Origin of the sequence: Actinomyces bouchesdurhonensis (assembly GCF_963540955.1) — a bacterium.
In the GTDB taxonomy this organism is placed as follows: domain Bacteria; phylum Actinomycetota; class Actinomycetes; order Actinomycetales; family Actinomycetaceae; genus Pauljensenia; species Pauljensenia bouchesdurhonensis.
The window spans coordinates 1-16809 of sequence record NZ_CAUTSL010000050.1; the positions used below are offsets into that span (position 1 = coordinate 1).

The window sequence follows — 16809 nt, forward strand, 5'->3', positions numbered from 1 at the left end:
GCCGCGCGCACTCCATTGCCGCGCAGGGTGGTATCAACGCCGCGAAGAACTACCGTAACGACAACGATTCCGTCTACCGTCTGTTCTACGACACAGTCAAGGGCGGCGACTACCGTGCCCGCGAAGACAACGTCTACCGGCTCGCTGAGGTGAGCGCGAACATCATCGACCAGTGCGTCGCCCAGGGTGTTCCTTTCGCCCGCGAGTATGGCGGCCTGCTCGACAACCGTTCCTTCGGTGGCGTCCAGGTCTCCCGTACCTTCTACGCGCGCGGCCAGACCGGTCAGCAGCTGCTGATCGGCGCATACCAGGCGCTCGAACGCCAGGTCGCGGCCGGCACCGTCACCGAGCACTCACGCCACGAGATGGTCGAACTCATCGTCGACGAAGGTAAGGCGCGTGGCATCATCGCCCGCGACATGTCCACCGGCAAGCTGGAGACCTTCATCGCCGACGCGGTCGTCCTGGCCACCGGCGGCTACGGCAACGTGTTCTTCCTGTCCACCAACGCGATGGGCTGCAACGCGACCGCCATCTGGCGTGCCTACCGTAAAGGCGCATACTTCGGCAACCCCTGCTTCACGCAGATCCACCCGACCTGCATCCCCCAGCACGGAGACCAACAGTCGAAGCTGACTCTGATGTCGGAATCGCTGCGTAACGACGGTCGCATCTGGGTTCCCAAGCGCGCTGAAGACTGCGAGAAGGATCCACGTCAGATTCCCGAAGAGGATCGCGACTACTACCTGGAGCGCATCTACCCCTCCTTCGGTAACCTCGTGCCCCGCGACATCGCGAGCCGCCAGGCCAAGAACATGTGCGACGAAGGCCGCGGCGTCGGCCCGAAGATCGACGGTGTCGCTCGCGGCGTCTACCTCGACTTCTCCGAAGCCATCCAGCGCATGGGTAAGGCCGCCGTCTCCGCCAAGTACGGCAACCTTTTTGACATGTACGAGCGCATCACGGGCGACAACCCCTACGAGGTGCCCATGCGCATCTACCCTGCCGTGCACTACACGATGGGTGGCCTGTGGGTCGACTACGACCTCGAGTCGAACCTGCCCGGCCTGTACGTGGCCGGCGAGGCTAACTTCTCCGACCACGGAGCGAACCGCCTGGGAGCCTCCGCGCTCATGCAGGGCCTGTCGGACGGATACTTCGTCCTGCCCAACACAATCAACGATTACCTGGCGCACTGCTTCCACCTGCCCAAGCTCGACAAGAACTCGCCCTCCGTCAAGGAAGCACTCGAGTCGGCGCAAAAGCGCATCGACACCCTCATGTCGGTGAACGGCACCCGTTCCGTGGACTCCTTCCACAAGGAACTGGGCAAGATCATGTGGGAGTACTGCGGCATGGAGCGCACCGAAGCCGGCTTGAAGAAAGCCATCGGTCTGATCCGCGAGCTGCGCGCCGACTACTGGAAGAACGTTCGCGTCCCCGGCAAGTCGATCGGTGAACTCAACCAGTCCCTCGAGAAGGCCGGTCGCGTTGCCGACTTCATGGAGCTGGGCGAACTCATGTGCATTGACGCCCTGCACCGTGAAGAGTCGTGCGGTGGCCACTTCCGCGCGGAGTCCCAGACTCCCGAGGGCGAGGCCCTGCGTCACGACGACAAGTTCCTGTACGTGGCGGCCTGGGAGTTTGCCGGCGACGGCCAGCCCCCGATCCTCCACAAGGAAGACCTGATTTACAACGACATCGAGCTGAAGCAGCGGAGCTACAAGTGAACCTGACACTGAGGATTTGGCGCCAAAACGGTCCGACAGACAAGGGCGCAATTCATGAATACCAGGTGAAGGGAATCTCGGAAGAGTCCTCGTTCCTGGAGATGCTCGACGTCTTGAACGAAGAGCTCTTCGCACGAGGCGAGGAACCTATCGCCTTCGATTCCGACTGCCGCGAGGGCATTTGCGGTCAGTGTGGCATCGTTATCAACGGTATCGCTCACGGCCCGGAGGTCACCACGACCTGCCAGCTGCACATGCGTTCCTTTAAGGACGGCGACGTCATCACGATTGAACCGTGGCGCGCGTCGGGCTTCCCGGTCATCAAGGACCTGGTGGTCAACCGCTCCGCCCTGGATCGCATCATTCAGGCTGGCGGCTACATTTCCGTCAACACGGGTGCAGCCCCGGACGCCCACGCGACCCCCGTCCCGAAGCAGGATGCGGATCGCGCGTTCGAAGCTGCCGCATGCATCGGCTGCGGCGCGTGCGTCGCTGCCTGCCCGAACGCCTCCGCGATGCTCTTCACCTCCGCGAAGGTCACGCACCTCGGCCTGCTCCCGCAGGGCAAGCCCGAGAACTACAAGCGCGTGGTCAACATGCTCAACCAGATGGACGAGGAGGGCTTCGGCTCCTGCTCCAACATCGGTGAGTGCGCGGCGGTCTGCCCCAAGCAGATCCCGCTCGACGTGATCGCAAACCTCAACCGCCAGCTCGGCAAGGCTGCCTTCAAAGGCATCTGACCTACCGGAGTGGCTACGGGCCCGGCGCACCTCGGTGCGCCGGGCCTTTGAGCACCGCAGCCTCCCATGTTTCGATGTCAGGGCTATCGGGTTCTTTGCACGTGGGTGCGTCCTTGCGTCTTCGTCTTGTTCCTCGCCCCTCATGACCCGTCAGGGGTTGGTCGAGGGTGCTGTGGCTGGCGAAAGACGCTTGCGAGTGCGATTTGGGGCGTATCATGGTGAGACGTCATCGGCTCAGAGAGGAGTTCCGCCATGCAATTTGATGAGACCGGTCCGAACACGCATACGCGTCGTTACTGGGTCAGCGCAACTATCGGGATTGGCGCGATGATCGTTTTCGCTCTCCTGTCAATCCTGTTGCTCGTGGGTGTCGTTTTCGGCTCCCCCCAGGTCAAACCCGTCGCCGATTCGCTTTTCCCGTGGTCGCTGCTGGTGTTCGCCGTCGCTGGGGTCGCGATGTTCATCGCGAACGCGCGGTCTGGTAAAGACAACGACGAATAGCCGATCAACGGCGTACGGCGACGGCGCGCGCACCGACTTACACTAGAGGACGTGAGTGAACCCCTGGTCCTAGGTATTGAGTCAACGTGCGACGAAACTGGTGTCGGCTTGGTGCGTGGCACAAAGTTGCTGGTCGACCGCACGGCCACATCGATGGATGAGTATGCCCGCTACGGTGGCATTATTCCGGAGATCGCGTCGCGCGCGCACCTGGAGTCTTTTCTGCCGACCCTTGACGCGGCTTTTGACGAGGCCGGGGTGACTCTCGCGGACGTGGACGCGGTCGCGGTCGCCGCTGGACCCGGCCTGGTCGGGTCGTTGACGGTTGGTATTTGTGCGGCCAAGGCCCTGGCCTCTTCCCTGGGCAAGCCGCTGTATGGCGTCAACCATGTCATCGGTCACCTCGCGGTCGACAAGCTCGCGGAGGGGCCGCTGCCGGATCATTTCATTGGTTTAGTTGTTTCGGGCGGGCACTCGAACATTCTGGAGGTTCGAAACATTGCGACGGATGTCGTCGAGTTGGGCGGCACGCTGGACGATGCCGCTGGCGAAGCTTTCGACAAGGTCGGTCGTCTTCTCGGCTTGCCCTACCCGGGTGGCCCGCACGTGGATCGCCTGTCGCAAGAGGGCGATCGTGAGGCGATTCGCTTCCCGCGTGGCCTGGCCGCGGGTAAGGACAAGGAACGCCACAAGTACGACTTCTCGTTCTCGGGCCTGAAGACCGCGGTCGCCCGCTACATCGAAGGGACGCGGGATTCCGGCGAGCAGCTTCGCAGCGAGGACGTGTGTGCCGCGTTTTCCGAGGCAGTCAATGACTCCTTGACGGCCAAGGCTGTTCGCGCGGCGTTAGACACGGGTTGCAACACGATCGTCGTGGGCGGCGGATTCTCCGCAAATTCCCGCCTGCGTGCGTTGCTTACGCAGCGAGCGCAGGCCGTCGGCGTCCAGGTGCGTATGCCTCCGCTGCGTTTCTGCACGGATAACGGCGCCCAGATCGCGGCTATCGGTTCGGAGCTGGTGGCTGCGGGTCTGCCTCCGTCGGACTGGGATTTCTCGCCGGATTCCGGCATGGAACTCACGACGACCTACGTTCCCCCACGCGCCTGAACGTGTGGGGTTGTGCTCAGCGCAGCCCCTCCATGATGGATTCGGCGACCGAACCCCACGAGGTGTAGAAGCCACCTGCCATGTTCGCGCACACGCCGATGAGTGCGGCGCCGGCGAGCGCCGCAGCACTGAGGCAGCCGAGACGCGCCAGGTAGGTGACGCATGCCGCGATCGGGCGGGGGAGCGAAGCGATGATCCGCGGCATGGGTAGCCGAAAGAACCGGGAACGGGCGGCGACCTGGTCGGTGTCTCCCACCAGGAAGGTACGCCACGTCCCTGCGAAGCGCCAGGTCGCTGTCACGAACGCGGCGGTCGCCAGGATCAACACAATGAGAGCCAACACTCCGTTCGGGGCGGTGGGCCGCTCCGAACGCGTCACGGTCGTGGCCGGCACGATGGACGCGTAGGCATCGGAGGCCTGGGCGATCTGCGCGGTTGGTGCCGCCCCCACTGCGGTGGCGACCCGATCGGAAGACCCCCACCAGGCCAGCATCGTTGGGATGTGCTCACGCCATAGTGGCCCGGCGTGTCCGCCGGTGGGAGGCACGTCCGTTGTGACAGTATCGGGCGCCTTAACGGCCTCGGCCATCTTGATAGCCGCGGGTGCTCCACCCGCCCCGTCATCAGCGGCCGCCATCGCGTAGATGCGTAACCCGTCGGGGACTCGTTTGGCCAGCATGGTGGATAGCGTGTTGTCTGCCAGGTACTGGTCGCCCTGGTTGGTCATCTGTCCCTCAATTTGGGTGTCGTAGCCCGACAGTGAGGCGGCCGATCCGAAGGTCTGCGGCGTGCGCATGGCGGTCCACACCGCACAGTACGCTCCGGCAGAGAAACCGCCGAGCATCCACGCGTCGCGCTTGTCGGAGGCGCCGGGGAAGTTGTGACGGATGAACGCCGGTATCTCGCGTGCCGCCCACGTGTAGACGGCGGGGCGTCCTTCGATGTCCGCGCAGTCGTGCGCTTCCTCGTCGACGCTTAGGGAAGGCACGACGATGATGGTTGGCGGGATAATCCCGGCGTCGATAGCGTTGTCCAGAGCTTCCTGGACGTGAGCGCCCTGGGTGGTGCCGTCGGCTTCGCCCGGGTATCCGTGGAGTAGTTCAATGACTGCGTAGGTTTTGCCGTCTGTGGGGGAGTAGTCGCGGGGGGCAATGACGAAGACGGGCAGCGTGATACCGCTGATCGGACCTGTCCACGTGGTAGTGAGCATCCCGTCGTCGGTCCGCGTGAATGTTGCGTCGAGGGAGGCCGGGTCGATCGGCTGGTTGGCGATGGTTGCTTCACCCCCGGACTGTGCGTCCTCGCCCACGATTGTTGACGCGATGAGTTCTCCGAGATCGCCGCTGGTCTTAACGAGACCGAGGGAACGATTGAGAACAAGTGCGCCGCTGGAGGTGACGAGGAGCATAGGCACGAGGATGAGGGCTGCGCGACCCAGCCGGTGCCTCGCGGTTCGAGGAAAACGTCGGGGTGCCCAGCGCGGCAACAGGAAAGCTCCGACGAGGAGAGAGAAGACGGCGAGCGCGGCGACGACTTTGAGGGTGTGCAGCGAGGTTAAAGAAAGCGAAGCGAGAAGGGACATGGTCATTCCTTCGAGGAGGTGGCGGATGCGGCGGGGCGCTGCGTGGCGCGGGCCGAGCGCAGGTCACCGACGCCCTTCGCGGCGAGCTTGGCGAGACCACCGGTCACGGAAGCTAACAGGGTGAGGGTTTGGGCGGGGGAGACCGAGGGAACGTAGGCGTGCGAGATTGCTAGTCCGACGGTGGCCAGCGCGGTGGGTTCGGGGACTGCCAGGTACAGGGGTTGCGTGCGCGGCTTGAACTTGCGCTTGAAGGCGTGCAGGGACGTGAACCCGTAGAGCGGCTCCATGATCGCCGCTAAAGCGTCGGTGAGGGGGCCGAAAACGGACGTGTCGTCCGCGGAGCGCCTCAGGGGTGCGCCGGACAGAGACAAGAACTCTAGGCCTTCCTCCTGGGCGGACAGGGCCGCCTTACCGATGAGGAACTCGATGGCGGGGCGCCAGCCGGTTGTGCGGCGGCGCATAACGTCGAGCGTGAGTCCGATGATCTTCCCGCCGCGATAGACGGGCAGCCATGAGGTGACTGCGTGGATCGTAGAATCAGCGTCGATCGCGACGAGGATACGGGTTTCGGGGACGGCGAGTTCGCGCACGCCGCCGAGCGTGAAACCCATTTCGGGCAGGGCCTTGTCGGAACTCCACGCTTGCGAGATAACGGTGATCTGGTCCTTCCACCCCTGCGGACATTCGTCCCAGGTGGTCCAGCGGGCCTCAACACCCTCACGGTTAGCGTGGTTCATAGCGGTGCGCACATCCTGGTAGGCCTTTCCCTTGAAAGCAAGGCCAGGCAGATCCAGGAGTGACTCCTCAGCGACCTGCATGATTGTCCAGCCCTGCGCGCGGGCAGCGTCGGCCAAGTCCGCGTGGATGGAATAGAGCGCCGGCGTGAGGCCCGCGGAGGCGGAGAAGGAAGAAAACTCGGCGATCGCCAGGGAGGCTTTGCCCTCCTCGTAGGCGAGGTCGGTGACGGTGAGCGCGACGCCCCCGGCACCCCGGTAGGCAACCCCGGCCTCGTCGAAGGGGGACACCCACACCTGGTTGCCCTCCCAGGTGTTCATCCAACCGAGCGTTCCACCTCCGTGTGCGCGCAGGAGCGGCATGAGATCGCCGAGCGGAGAGGACGCGGGGACGCGAGGCAGAGCGAGGAGTGCGCGCAGCACGAGGGCGAGGGTTCCCGCCCACGCGACGAGGGGCATCCACAGGACGGGAGCCTCAGCCAAGAGAGTCATGGGCACGAGCGAAGGCTCGAAGATCGAAGCTGTCGCCGTGGGCAGGAGCGCGAGGGCGTAGTCGTGGAACACCTGCAGGGGCGTGGCGTTGGGCGCCTCCGAGAGGTCTTCACCCGAGGCCAACGCGGAGAAAGGAATGAACGAGTCGCTTGTGAGGAGCCCGAGCACGAGGACAGTAGCCGCGCACACGGCCATGAGGATGAGCCAGCGGCGCGCCAGCGTCGAGGTCGTGGATGGCGCGGCGTGGATCGTGAAGGATCGGCGCATCCACCAGGTGACGGCGCACAGCGCGACATTGAGGAGGACTGGCATGAGCAGAAGCGAAGCAGCCGTCGTCACCTCGGGGCGCAGGGGATCGTCCGGTCCGTTCCACGCTAGGAGTTCGACGGTGGTTGACGTCAGCGTCGAAATGCCGAGGAGGCCCTGGAGAATGAGAGTGCCAATGTAGGCGGCTCGCCGCCCCTTACGCAGTCCGTAGGCGAAGACAAGCTGCAAGGTGATGGGTGCCAGGCACAGGAGCGTCGTGATGACTCCCGTACGGCCCTCGAGCCACCAAGCCGGCCCGAGCGACCAACGCATTTGCGCGAGGGGACCCTCGGGCGCGGAGGACACGACCGTGAGGGCTGCCGCGCACGCCCAGCACAGGGCAGCAATCGACACGAATTGGCGGCCGGTAGTGATGTCGTCCGATGCGTCGGATTCTGTGCCGCGCACTCCTGCCGCCCGCGCGGCGACCATGCCGGCCAGGAGCGCCCACACGCGCGCGTAGGAGATCGCCGAGCCGAGGATCGCGGAGGAGAGAACGAGGACGCCAATGAGGAGGAAGCGGGCCCTCCACCGCCAGCGCGAACCCAGGGACTGCACGGCAGCTCCCGCCAGAGCGACCAGGATGAGGCTGGTCCCCCACAGGGTTCCCTCACCGATTGCCTGGCCCCATTCTGAGATGGCGCGCTTGAGTAGGGGCAGGGTCGCCCACGTGGCGGCCACGCCGACGACCTGTCCGGACAGGGCCGCTGCCACCCACGCGCGTGTGCCGAGGTGACGTTCGATCGCGCCTCCGGCAACGATCATGGTGACGATGCCGAGCACCGCGGTGGCCAGGAAGTGGCCGGGGACCGCCCCGATGGAGGAGATGATTGACCACCAGTGGGATGAGGAGGGGCTGGCCTCGAGGGTGGCGAATTGGTCGCGCCAGACGAAGTAGGTGGCTGAGACTACGGTGAGGGCGATCGTCACGGCGGCCGTAGCCGGGGCGTGGGAGAGCCAGCGGGCGGTGAGCCGCGCTAGCGAGGAGACGAGGAGCCTCAGAGTTCGTGCCGTCGCGGCCAGTGGGGCGGTGATGCTTCGAAGGGCAGATGTGCGGGGTTCGGGCGAGTCAGTTTCATCCTCAGCCACGGCGGGTTCCTCTCAAACCGTTGTGATGCTTCCGAAGCATAGGATAAACCCGTATGCTGGATGCGTACTGAACGTGCGCTGGGAAGGCATCTGATCGGTCGAGACCCAGGCTTCTTCCTGCAGCTCGGCGCGAGGGCAGGAAGGACAAACTCAAGCGCCCAGGGTGGCAAACTCCGCGAGGGCAAGAGGACGTCCCGCGCTCATTTCGGCGCGCATGAGATCCACGACAGCGTCGAGGCCCTGGCCGGGTCGGGCGGCCGCCGCGACCGCGCGCTGGCGCTCGTAGGCGGCTCCGATCGCCAGGATCGTGTCAAGGCCGGCGAATTCGCGCGCGCATCCCAGGTCGGCAGCGATGGGTGCTAACTCTTCGCGCAGGCGCGCAATGCCGTCGCGGGCGCTCTCGGTTGCGCCGTCGCGTGAGACGATGAGAGTCGCGTCCATGCCGTAGCGGGCAGAGCGCCACTTGTTTTCAGCGACGAACCAGTCCGGCAGGAAAGGCAGCGGCTCGCCTGCGTCGTACAGGCGCGAGAAGTGCTCGACGAGGACGTGGGTGAGGGCCGCGAAGACACCGACCTCGGTTGTGTTCGTCGCCGCGTCGTACACGCGGTTCTCGATCGTGCCGAACGTGGGCGAGGGGCGAATGTCCCAGCGGACTTCGTCGAAGCCCTCGATGACGCCCGTACGGATCATGTCGTCCGTGTAGGACTCCAAATCCTCCCACGTGTCGAACTGGCGGGGAATGCCGGCGGTGGGCAGCTGCTGGAAGACCATCGCGCGGTTGGAAGCGTATCCGGTGTCCTCGCCTGCCCAGAAAGGGGAGGACGCGGAGATGGCCTGGAGGTGGCCGAGATGGGCGGTTAGCGCCGCCTGAATCGGCAGGATCTTCGCACGGTCCTCGATGCCGACGTGGACGTGGACCCCGTACAGGAGCATTTGGTGGCCCCAGTAGGCGGTGCGCTCGACGAGCTGGGCGTAGCGCTGGGAGTCGGTGACGCGCTGGCGGCCGGGGCGCGCGAAGGGATGCGTTCCGGCTGTTGCCAGGTCGATTCTCAGGTCCGAGGCCAAGGGGTGCAGGAAGTCGATGCAGCCAGTGAGGTCGCCGATGCACTCGGCGACGGTCGCGCGAGGCTGTGAGACGACCTCGATCGTGTTGAGGAGCATCTCGCGGTGGATGCCAGGGTACAGCTTTCCGTCGATCGTGGCGCGGTCGATGATCGCGTCCGCGCTCTGACGCAGGTCGTGTGAGTCGCGATCGACCAGTTGGAGTTCCCACTCGATACCGATCGTTGAACGCTGGGAGGAACCGAAGGGCAGGGTCATGATGATCCTTTCGCTGATTGCCTCCATTGTGTCAGGGAGTTCCCCGGTGCCACTCGAGAGCTTCCTTACAGGTTTGCGGGCAACCGCCGACAGATGATCGCCCGGTGGCGTCCCCCCACGCGCGTCGCGATAACTGTCAATTCGGGGTTTGCGCCTGTCAGCTTGAGGGCTTTGCGCAACTCGTCGGGATTGATGTCCGCTCCTCGCTTCTTAATTTCGACGCTGCGGGCGTCTCGCGATCTGAGAGCTGCGGCGATCGCCTTGGAGCGCAGGTTTGTCACTTCGAGGACTTCGAAGCGATCGTAGAAGGGACTGTCAGGCATGTTGTCGCCTGTCAGGTATGCGATCTTGTCGGAGACGATGCCCGCTCCGGCTTGGTGCGCCAGGCGCGCCAGGAGACCTGAACGGATCACCGCTGGGTCTGGCTCTGCGATGATTCGACCCAGGGGAGCGACCTCCACGCGTTCGGCGGGTTCATTTGCCGCCATTGGTTCAGGACAAACGAGGCGGTGGGCCACCCCGGCCTCGTTCAGGAGCAAACACGAGCGGCCGGCGCCTTCCGGCGCGAGGGCAGGGGACCACAGGGAAGCCTCGACGAGCTTTCCATCCACGCTCACCCACTGAGCATGCCAGTGCGCCGGAATGAAGTCATACGCGATGCCCGGCGCCACCTTGACCCCTACTCGATCGATGGTGCGAGCCCAACTGAGAACCGTGGACAGGGGAGGGGACCAGGCCTGCGGGTTCGTGATCCGAGCGGAGCCTCGCGAGGCCCCGGTGCGCCGGGCGGGATCCGCAAAGAGCGCATCAACGCCCTCAGCGGCCAACTCGGCGATGTCCAGGTCCATGACGTCCCCCAAGCGCACCTGAGCGCCCTCGAAGTCCCGCAGATTTGCGGCCACCGCTCCGGCGGCATCCGGGTCGATGTCGACGGCCAGCACGTCGAGACCCAGCCCCGCCATTGCCAGGGCGTCCGCCCCGATCCCGCAGCCCAGGTCGCCCACCCGCGTCGCACCACAGTCGCGGAAACGCTGCGCGTGACGCACTGCCACTACCAGGCGAGTGGCCTGCTCCAGCCCGTCTCGCGTGAAGACCATGTGGGAGGCAACCGGACCGAACTTTGTGCGCGCCGCATGGCGCAGGGCCAGCTGGGTGAGAATGGCTGCCGTTAGTTCCGCTCCGATGCCGCGGGCACGCAGAGCGCCGCCCAGCTCGGTCAAGGGGATCGGGTTGTTCTCCTGGCGGGCCTGCAGGGAGGCCAGCAGCTCCCAGCCGGGAGAGGAGAGGATCGAGGTCAGGGTGCTCACCGCCCTATTGTCCCATCTCTGCACGGGCGCGTGCGTGCCCGACGCTGCGAGGTGAGCAGTGTGGGCGAATCGCCCAGGGTGAACTGCTTGGCACTCAGGTTGCTCGAGTGCCAGGAGCGCAACTACACTCATGGAGGAAACGCGGGATCGCCCCGCGCCCCGGTCCTGCACCTGACCCCCGCGACGGCAGGGAAAGGACGAGCACCTTCGTGACAAAGAGAAAGGGAACGACAATGTCGATCTCCATCAAGCCCCTCGAGGACCGCATCGTCATCCGTCAGGTTGAGGCCGAACAGACCACTGCCTCCGGCCTGGTTATTCCGGATACAGCCAAGGAGAAGCCACAGGAAGGCGAAGTTATCGCCGTGGGTCCTGGCCGCGTCGATGACAATGGCAACCGTATCCCCGTCGACGTTAAGGTCGGCGACGTTGTCATCTACTCGCGCTACGGCGGCACCGAGGTCAAGTACGAAGGCCAGGAATACCAGATCCTGTCCTCGCGCGACGTCCTGGCAATCGTGGAGCGCTGATCGCCTCAGCGGCCAACCACTTGTGGGGCGGCCCGGAAGATTTTCTTCCGGGCCGCCCCCGTTGTATGCCCAATGCTGGGCGCTGCGTTGCGTTAGGAGACGGCCTCGGCGGCCTGGGCCAGCACGGTGTTACGCACGTAGGATGCGTCGCGGAAGCCGGGGATGTAGGCCTTGTTAATGAAGAGCGTGGGCGTTCCGGTGATACCGGCCTGATGGGCTTGGTCTTTGGCGGAGGCTACCTTGGTGACGGTCATCGGGTCGAGCATGGTCGCGCGGAACTTGTCCAGGTCAGGCACGCCGGCTGTCGCTGCGAAGTCCACGAGGGACTGCTCAGAGTACTGGGGGTGCCCGCTCGGGTCGGCAGCCGCGTACACGGCATCGTGGAATTCCCAGAACTTGCCCTGCTCTGCCGCGGCGATTCCCGCCTGGGCGGCCAGTGGAGACGTTTCGGTGATCTGCGCCAGGTCATACCACTCGATGCGAAGGGTGCCGTCCTCCACCAGGTCGGCCAGCGCGGGGTCGACCTGCTGGGCGAACTTCGTGCAGTAGGGGCACGCGAAGTCGGAGAAGACGACCATCGTGACGGGCGCGTTAATGTCGCCTTTCGCCTGCTGATCGCCAGCGTCGTGTCGCATGAACGAACTCATAATTGACAGGTTGTTCGGGTTTGTTTGGCTCGGTTCAGCGCTCTGCTCGGCCGCGGGCAGCTGGGATGAGGCGGTGGCGGCGGGGGTTGCCTGACTTGCCGGTGATGTGGAGGACAGCTGGACGCCCATCCACACGCAGGCTCCTGCGAGCATGGCGGTGACGGGCGCGGTGACCAAGAACAGGGTCTTATAGACGTTGGGCTGGAACCGGTCGGTGTCCGTCTTCTTCTTACTCGTGGACGAGGCCTTGGCGTCGTTGGTGGTCATGCGTCCTCCTGTGGAACGTTAGTTGTGGTGCCGGCAGAGCCTGGGCATTAAAATGGTGCGGCATCGCGGTGGCGATGCCGCACCTGCAGTTCGGTTGCGCGTTAGGAAACGCGACGCCCGCGTCCGGAGGAGCGGATTTCTTCGCGTCGTTCTTCCTCGGTCATTCCGCCCCAGATGCCGTAGGGTTCCTGGGCAGCCAGTGCGTAGGACCGGCACTGTTCGATGACCGGGCAGGTTGAGCAGATCGCCTTGGCGTTTGCCGCGCGACGCCGACGCGTCGAGCCGCGCTCCCCCTCGGGGTGGAAGAACAGTTCGGTGTCCAGGTCTCGGCACGCCGCTTCGTACTGCCATTCCCAAGCGTCGATCATGGGTCCGGGCAGACGGGAGACGTCAGTCATGGGTGCCTCCTTCATGTCTGTCGTGCCGACATTTTCGGCACACGATGTCCGCAAGAATAAGCACTTATGCGGTAGTTATTCAAGACCCTTGTCAGAAGTATGAGACAGTTCTCATAGCGCGGGGCCTGGTCTGTACAAATGTCGAAAAGAATGCGGTGGACGCTGCGAACGACGCGTGAACAACTTGATGAACAACTATGGGCTACCAGCTATTCCTCTTCCTGTGGCGCTCGCGCGCCTAACAAGCAAGAATCTGAAAGAAACACGGAGACAATACTCGGGAGGGACCATGCCGCGAGCGATCCTGACCCACGCTGGCCGCGCCGACCGCTCACGCACCGTGTCCGCCGTCGCTGACGAACTCGGCGTCTCCGCCTCCACGCTGCGCACCTGGGAACGCCGCTACGGCCTCGGCCCCGAAAGACGCGAAGCCGGATCGCGACGCCGCTACCAACCAGAAGACGTCGAACGTCTGCGCGCCATGGTCAACCACCTTCACGCGGGCCTACCCGCGGGCGAAGCCGCCAAGCGCGCCCTCGCGGACGTGAGCGTGCACCCGAGTACGGGCCCCGCCAACGCCGCTCAGCTGCGCTCAGTCATCCTCGCCGACGACCTCCCTCGCCTCGAGGAAGTCCTCGAAGCCGCCGTCGCCAGCCACGGCCTCGTCCATACATGGTCACGTTTCGTCGAACCCACCCTCAAATCCCTGCGCTGTGCCCCAGCCGGCGAACCCGTCGGATGCCCACCGGCCCTCATGCTGGTCAACGCCTTCCAACGCCTGTGCCGAACCGTCTACCTCTCACGACCGACCCGTTCACTCGTCGGCGGAGACCGCGTCGCCATCCTCACCGACCTCCTCCACGAGACCCCCGCCCAAGTCATCGGCGTCGCCCTAGCGTGGTACGGATGCGACGCGCGCCTGCTCACCAGTGAACAGTATGGGGGAGTGCGTGCTATCGACCGCTTCCGCGAATACGTGCGCGCCGGAGTACCAGCCCTGACCGTTGTCCTCGGGTCCGGCCCCTCCTGCGCGAACACCGTCCAAGACCTGATTGCCCGCTACGGCGGCCCCACGATCATCGTGGGCGCCGACACCCCTGACATCCTGGCCACCCAGGTGCAGCGGGTACGAACGGTCAGCGCCTGCGTCGAGGAAGCCCTGGCACTCCTGGCGCCCCAGGCCGACCTGCAGCTCATCGGTCGGTCCTAACCTGCCAGGCCCCTGCACCCTAGCCGAGACAGTCAGCCCCCTCGGGTCGCCCGCTCACGCCAAGAGTCCTGGTCAGGTGATACCGTGAGAGTACGCACCGGCAGGAGAACAGTCATGAACGCCCCCTGGAACAATGAGGATCTACGCCGCGCATTCGACGCCGATTTTGACGCGCTCGTTTCCTTCGCGTCCCGGTCGAAGGCGCGGGTCGGTTTTGCCTACCTGCGCGCCGACGGCCAGGCGGACCTCGGACGCCCCCTGGACGCGCGCATCAGCGCCCGCATGACCCACGTCTTTGCGCTCGCCCAGATGCGCGGCATTGAAGGGGCCTCCCACCTGGTCTCCCATGGACTCGCCGCCCTGACAGGCCCGCTGCGCGCTGCGAACGGCTCCTGGTACGCCGAGGTCGTCCCCACCTCCGAGACCAGCGCCACCCCCGTGCCCCGCGCAATCCTCTCCCAGCGCGCCCAATCCGCGATGATCGGCGCAGCCGCCGCCGCCATCCTGGCAGGCCACGAGGACGCGCGCACTCTCCTGGATGACCTCGACCGTGACCAGGATGCGCGCTGGTGGGATCCCTCCTACGGCGCCGTACGCGAAGACATCGAAGCGGCCAGCGGTAAGTGCTCGCCCCTGCGGCGCCTGTCCACCAACCTCGACACCGCCCAGGCCTACCTGGCTGCGTGGGAGGCCACGGGACAACGCGTCTGGTTCGATCGCGCACGCTCCATCGTTCGCCTCGTCGGGGAAGTCGCTGCGCGCTGCGGCTTCGTCCTACCCGACCTCTACGACGAGGAGTGGCGGCCCCTGCCACCCTCCTGTGAGCAGCCTCCCCTCGAACTCATCCGGCCCGGCGACACCCTGCCAGGCCTCGGCTTTAAAGCCGCGCGTCTCATCGGTCAGACTCACGCGATTCTCACCCGCATGGGAGAGACCCCGGGCCTCTGGATGCTCGACACGGCAACAGCACTCTACGACCGCGCACTCGCCGACGGCTGGACCGATCAAGGCATCGGCGGCATCATCTACACGCGTGACCCCACAGGCGTTGTCGCCGCCCCCCAGCGCATGCACTGGGTCGTATGTGAAGCCGCCAGCGCCGCGCGCGTCCTAGCCGAACTGGTCGAACCTGACCGCGCCGACGACCTTGCCGTCGACTACGCGCGCGCCGTCGCCTGGGCCGACTCTCACGCTCGCGCAGGGGCAGGACGCTGGATCCACGAAATCGCCCCCGACGGCACCGTGTCCATGCACGTGTGGGAGGGGCGCCCCGACGCCCTCACCGCCGCCCGCATGCTCGCGCGCGGCGCAGCCCCGATCGACCTCACCGTCACGGGCGCAACCGCCCGCGCCGCCGCAGCGGCCCACCGCAGCAGCGTCGCTTGACCCGGGAGCTGCACCGGCCTCGAACCTATGGCGTATCTCGCGCGCCTCGGCCCGTATATGCGCCCCGGCCTCGTGCACGGCGCTCCGCGCAACACCCGAAGGGACGCGAAAGGCCCGCCGACCACCTACAATTGGCCCATGGGAGAACTCGCAACACATGATCCTTTCGGCCTGACCGGCCTCACCTACGACGACGTCCTGCTCCTGCCCGAGCTCACGGACGTCGTTCCTTCATCCGTTGACACGTCCAGTCGCCTCACGAAAAACATTTCCCTGCGCGTGCCGCTCCTGTCCGCCGCCATGGACACCGTCACAGAAGCCCGCATGGCCATCGCCATGGCCCGCCAGGGCGGCATCGGCGTCCTGCACCGCAACCTCTCCATCGAGGAGCAGGCCGCGCAGGTCCGCCAGGTCAAACGCAGCGAATCCGGCATGGTCGAGGACCCGGTGACCGTCGGCCCCGATGCGACCATCGACGAACTCGACCGCCTCTGCGGCCACTACCGCGTCTCCGGCCTGCCCGTCGTGAACGAGGACGGCACCCTCCTGGGCATCATCACGAACCGCGACCTGCGCTTCGTCCCCCAGGGCGAGTGGGCCACCCTGCGCGTGCGCGACTGCATGACCCCGCGTGACCGCCTCGTCGTCGGCCAGGTCGGCATCTCCCGTGAACACGCCAAGCACCTGCTGGCCGAACACCGCGTCGAAAAGCTGCCCATCGTCGACGAGAACGACCACCTGACCGGCCTCATCACCGTCAAGGACTTCGTCAAGACCGAGCAGTACCCCAATGCCACGAAGGACTCGCGCGGACGCCTCATCGTCGGCGCGGCCGTCGGCTACTGGGGCGACACCTGGGAGCGAGCCACCGCCCTGGCCGAGGCCGGCGTGGACGTCCTCGTCGTCGACACCGCGAACGGCGGCGCCCAACTCGCCCTCGACATGATCCGCCGCATCAAGGCTGACCCGACGTTTGAGGGCATCGACATCATCGGCGGCAACGTCGCCACAACCGAGGGCGCGCAGGCGCTCATCGACGCGGGCGTCGACGCCGTCAAGGTCGGCGTGGGCCCCGGCTCGATCTGCACGACCCGCGTCGTCGCCGGCGTCGGCGTCCCCCAGATCACCGCCATCCACCTGGCCGCCCAGGCCTGCGGCCCCGCCGGAGTCCCGCTCATCGCCGACGGCGGCCTGCAGTACTCGGGCGACATCGGCAAGGCCCTCGTCGCCGGCGCCGACACCGTCATGCTCGGCTCCCTGCTGGCCGGCTGCGAGGAGTCCCCCGGCGAAGTCGTGTTCACCAACGGCAAGCAGTTCAAGCGCTACCGCGGCATGGGATCGCTCGGCGCGATGAGCTCGCGCGGGCGCAAGTCCTACTCCAAGGACCGCTACTTCCAGGCCGACGTCACCTCCGACGACAAGATCGTCCCCGAGGGCATCGAGGGCCAGGTGCCCTACACCGG

The 16809-nt window shown here is 65.7% G+C and carries 14 protein-coding genes; 8 read left to right on the forward strand and 6 right to left on the reverse strand.

Translation table 11 applies throughout. The annotated features are described in order from the left end of the window. From RYL44_RS08190 to tsaD, 4 genes are all read left to right on the forward strand, one after another. On the forward strand, positions 1-1730 hold a 1730-nt coding region (locus RYL44_RS08190; protein ID WP_314975667.1), incomplete at its 5' end, for a fumarate reductase/succinate dehydrogenase flavoprotein subunit. Continuing rightward, on the forward strand, positions 1727-2470 hold the full coding sequence (locus RYL44_RS08195; RefSeq protein WP_314975668.1) for a succinate dehydrogenase/fumarate reductase iron-sulfur subunit: 744 nt from the start codon (positions 1727-1729) through the stop codon (positions 2468-2470). The genes RYL44_RS08190 and RYL44_RS08195, both read left to right, overlap by 4 nt. A 252-nt stretch (positions 2471-2722) precedes the next feature. Beyond that, a complete protein-coding gene (locus RYL44_RS08200) occupies positions 2723-2971 on the forward strand; it encodes a hypothetical protein (RefSeq protein ID WP_276738354.1) in 249 nt (82 codons plus the stop codon). A gap of 51 nt (positions 2972-3022) precedes the next feature. Beyond that, on the forward strand, positions 3023-4078 hold the full coding sequence (gene tsaD / locus RYL44_RS08205) for a tRNA (adenosine(37)-N6)-threonylcarbamoyltransferase complex transferase subunit TsaD (protein WP_314768049.1): 1056 nt from the start codon (positions 3023-3025) through the stop codon (positions 4076-4078). 16 nt (positions 4079-4094) lie between these two features. Here tsaD and RYL44_RS08210 read toward each other — a convergent pair whose 3' ends face one another. The 4 genes from RYL44_RS08210 to RYL44_RS08225 form a co-directional block, all read right to left on the reverse strand. After that, positions 4095-5660: an alpha/beta hydrolase gene (locus tag RYL44_RS08210; RefSeq protein ID WP_314975669.1), complete on the reverse strand. Its 1566-nt coding sequence runs from the start codon at positions 5658-5660 to the stop codon at positions 4095-4097. Between the two features lie 2 nt (positions 5661-5662). Then, on the reverse strand, positions 5663-8281 hold the full coding sequence (locus RYL44_RS08215; RefSeq protein ID WP_314975670.1) for a bifunctional lysylphosphatidylglycerol flippase/synthetase MprF: 2619 nt from the start codon (positions 8279-8281) through the stop codon (positions 5663-5665). A 150-nt stretch (positions 8282-8431) separates the two neighbouring features. Continuing rightward, positions 8432-9601: a glutamate--cysteine ligase gene (locus RYL44_RS08220; RefSeq protein WP_314975671.1), complete on the reverse strand. Its 1170-nt coding sequence runs from the start codon at positions 9599-9601 to the stop codon at positions 8432-8434. A 65-nt stretch (positions 9602-9666) separates the two neighbouring features. Beyond that, positions 9667-10908: a THUMP-like domain-containing protein gene (locus RYL44_RS08225; RefSeq protein ID WP_314975672.1), complete on the reverse strand. Its 1242-nt coding sequence runs from the start codon at positions 10906-10908 to the stop codon at positions 9667-9669. Between the two features lie 233 nt (positions 10909-11141). Here RYL44_RS08225 and groES point away from each other — a divergent pair, with 233 nt between their 5' ends. Then, complete coding sequence (groES, locus tag RYL44_RS08230) at positions 11142-11438, forward strand: co-chaperone GroES (RefSeq protein WP_073982386.1); 297 nt, start codon at positions 11142-11144, stop codon at positions 11436-11438. A 92-nt stretch (positions 11439-11530) separates the two neighbouring features. On the opposite strand, the gene RYL44_RS08235 is transcribed toward groES, so the two are convergent. Both RYL44_RS08235 and RYL44_RS08240 read right to left on the reverse strand, forming a co-directional pair. Beyond that, the gene (locus tag RYL44_RS08235; protein ID WP_314975673.1) at positions 11531-12352 is read right to left on the reverse strand and encodes a DsbA family protein; all 822 of its coding nucleotides are present in this window, start codon (positions 12350-12352) and stop codon (positions 11531-11533) included. A 101-nt stretch (positions 12353-12453) separates the two neighbouring features. Further along, positions 12454-12750, reverse strand: coding sequence for a WhiB family transcriptional regulator (locus tag RYL44_RS08240; protein WP_073982388.1), 297 nt, complete (start codon positions 12748-12750; stop codon positions 12454-12456). A gap of 289 nt (positions 12751-13039) precedes the next feature. On the opposite strand from RYL44_RS08240, the gene RYL44_RS08245 reads away from it, so the two are divergent. The 3 genes from RYL44_RS08245 to guaB form a co-directional block, all read left to right on the forward strand. After that, positions 13040-13960 carry a MerR family transcriptional regulator gene (locus RYL44_RS08245; RefSeq protein WP_073982389.1) on the forward strand — a complete coding sequence of 307 codons (921 nt, stop codon included), beginning with the start codon at positions 13040-13042 and terminating at the stop codon, positions 13958-13960. A 114-nt stretch (positions 13961-14074) separates the two neighbouring features. Then, positions 14075-15346: an AGE family epimerase/isomerase gene (locus RYL44_RS08250; RefSeq protein ID WP_314975674.1), complete on the forward strand. Its 1272-nt coding sequence runs from the start codon at positions 14075-14077 to the stop codon at positions 15344-15346. A 138-nt stretch (positions 15347-15484) separates the two neighbouring features. Further along, positions 15485-16809: IMP dehydrogenase (guaB, locus tag RYL44_RS08255; RefSeq protein ID WP_314975675.1), on the forward strand; the 1325-nt coding region annotated here is incomplete at its 3' end.

Coding starts and splice junctions, on each gene's coding strand:
- RYL44_RS08200 (WP_276738354.1), top strand. CDS start 2,723: ATGCAATTTGATGAGACCGGTCCGAACACGCATACGCGTCGTTACTGG.
- RYL44_RS08210 (WP_314975669.1), bottom strand. CDS start 5,660: ATGTCCCTTCTCGCTTCGCTTTCTTTAACCTCGCTGCACACCCTCAAA.
- RYL44_RS08220 (WP_314975671.1), bottom strand. CDS start 9,601: ATGACCCTGCCCTTCGGTTCCTCCCAGCGTTCAACGATCGGTATCGAG.
- groES (WP_073982386.1), top strand. CDS start 11,142: ATGTCGATCTCCATCAAGCCCCTCGAGGACCGCATCGTCATCCGTCAG.
- RYL44_RS08235 (WP_314975673.1), bottom strand. CDS start 12,352: ATGACCACCAACGACGCCAAGGCCTCGTCCACGAGTAAGAAGAAGACG.
- RYL44_RS08240 (WP_073982388.1), bottom strand. CDS start 12,750: ATGACTGACGTCTCCCGTCTGCCCGGACCCATGATCGACGCTTGGGAA.
- RYL44_RS08245 (WP_073982389.1), top strand. CDS start 13,040: ATGCCGCGAGCGATCCTGACCCACGCTGGCCGCGCCGACCGCTCACGC.
- RYL44_RS08250 (WP_314975674.1), top strand. CDS start 14,075: ATGAACGCCCCCTGGAACAATGAGGATCTACGCCGCGCATTCGACGCC.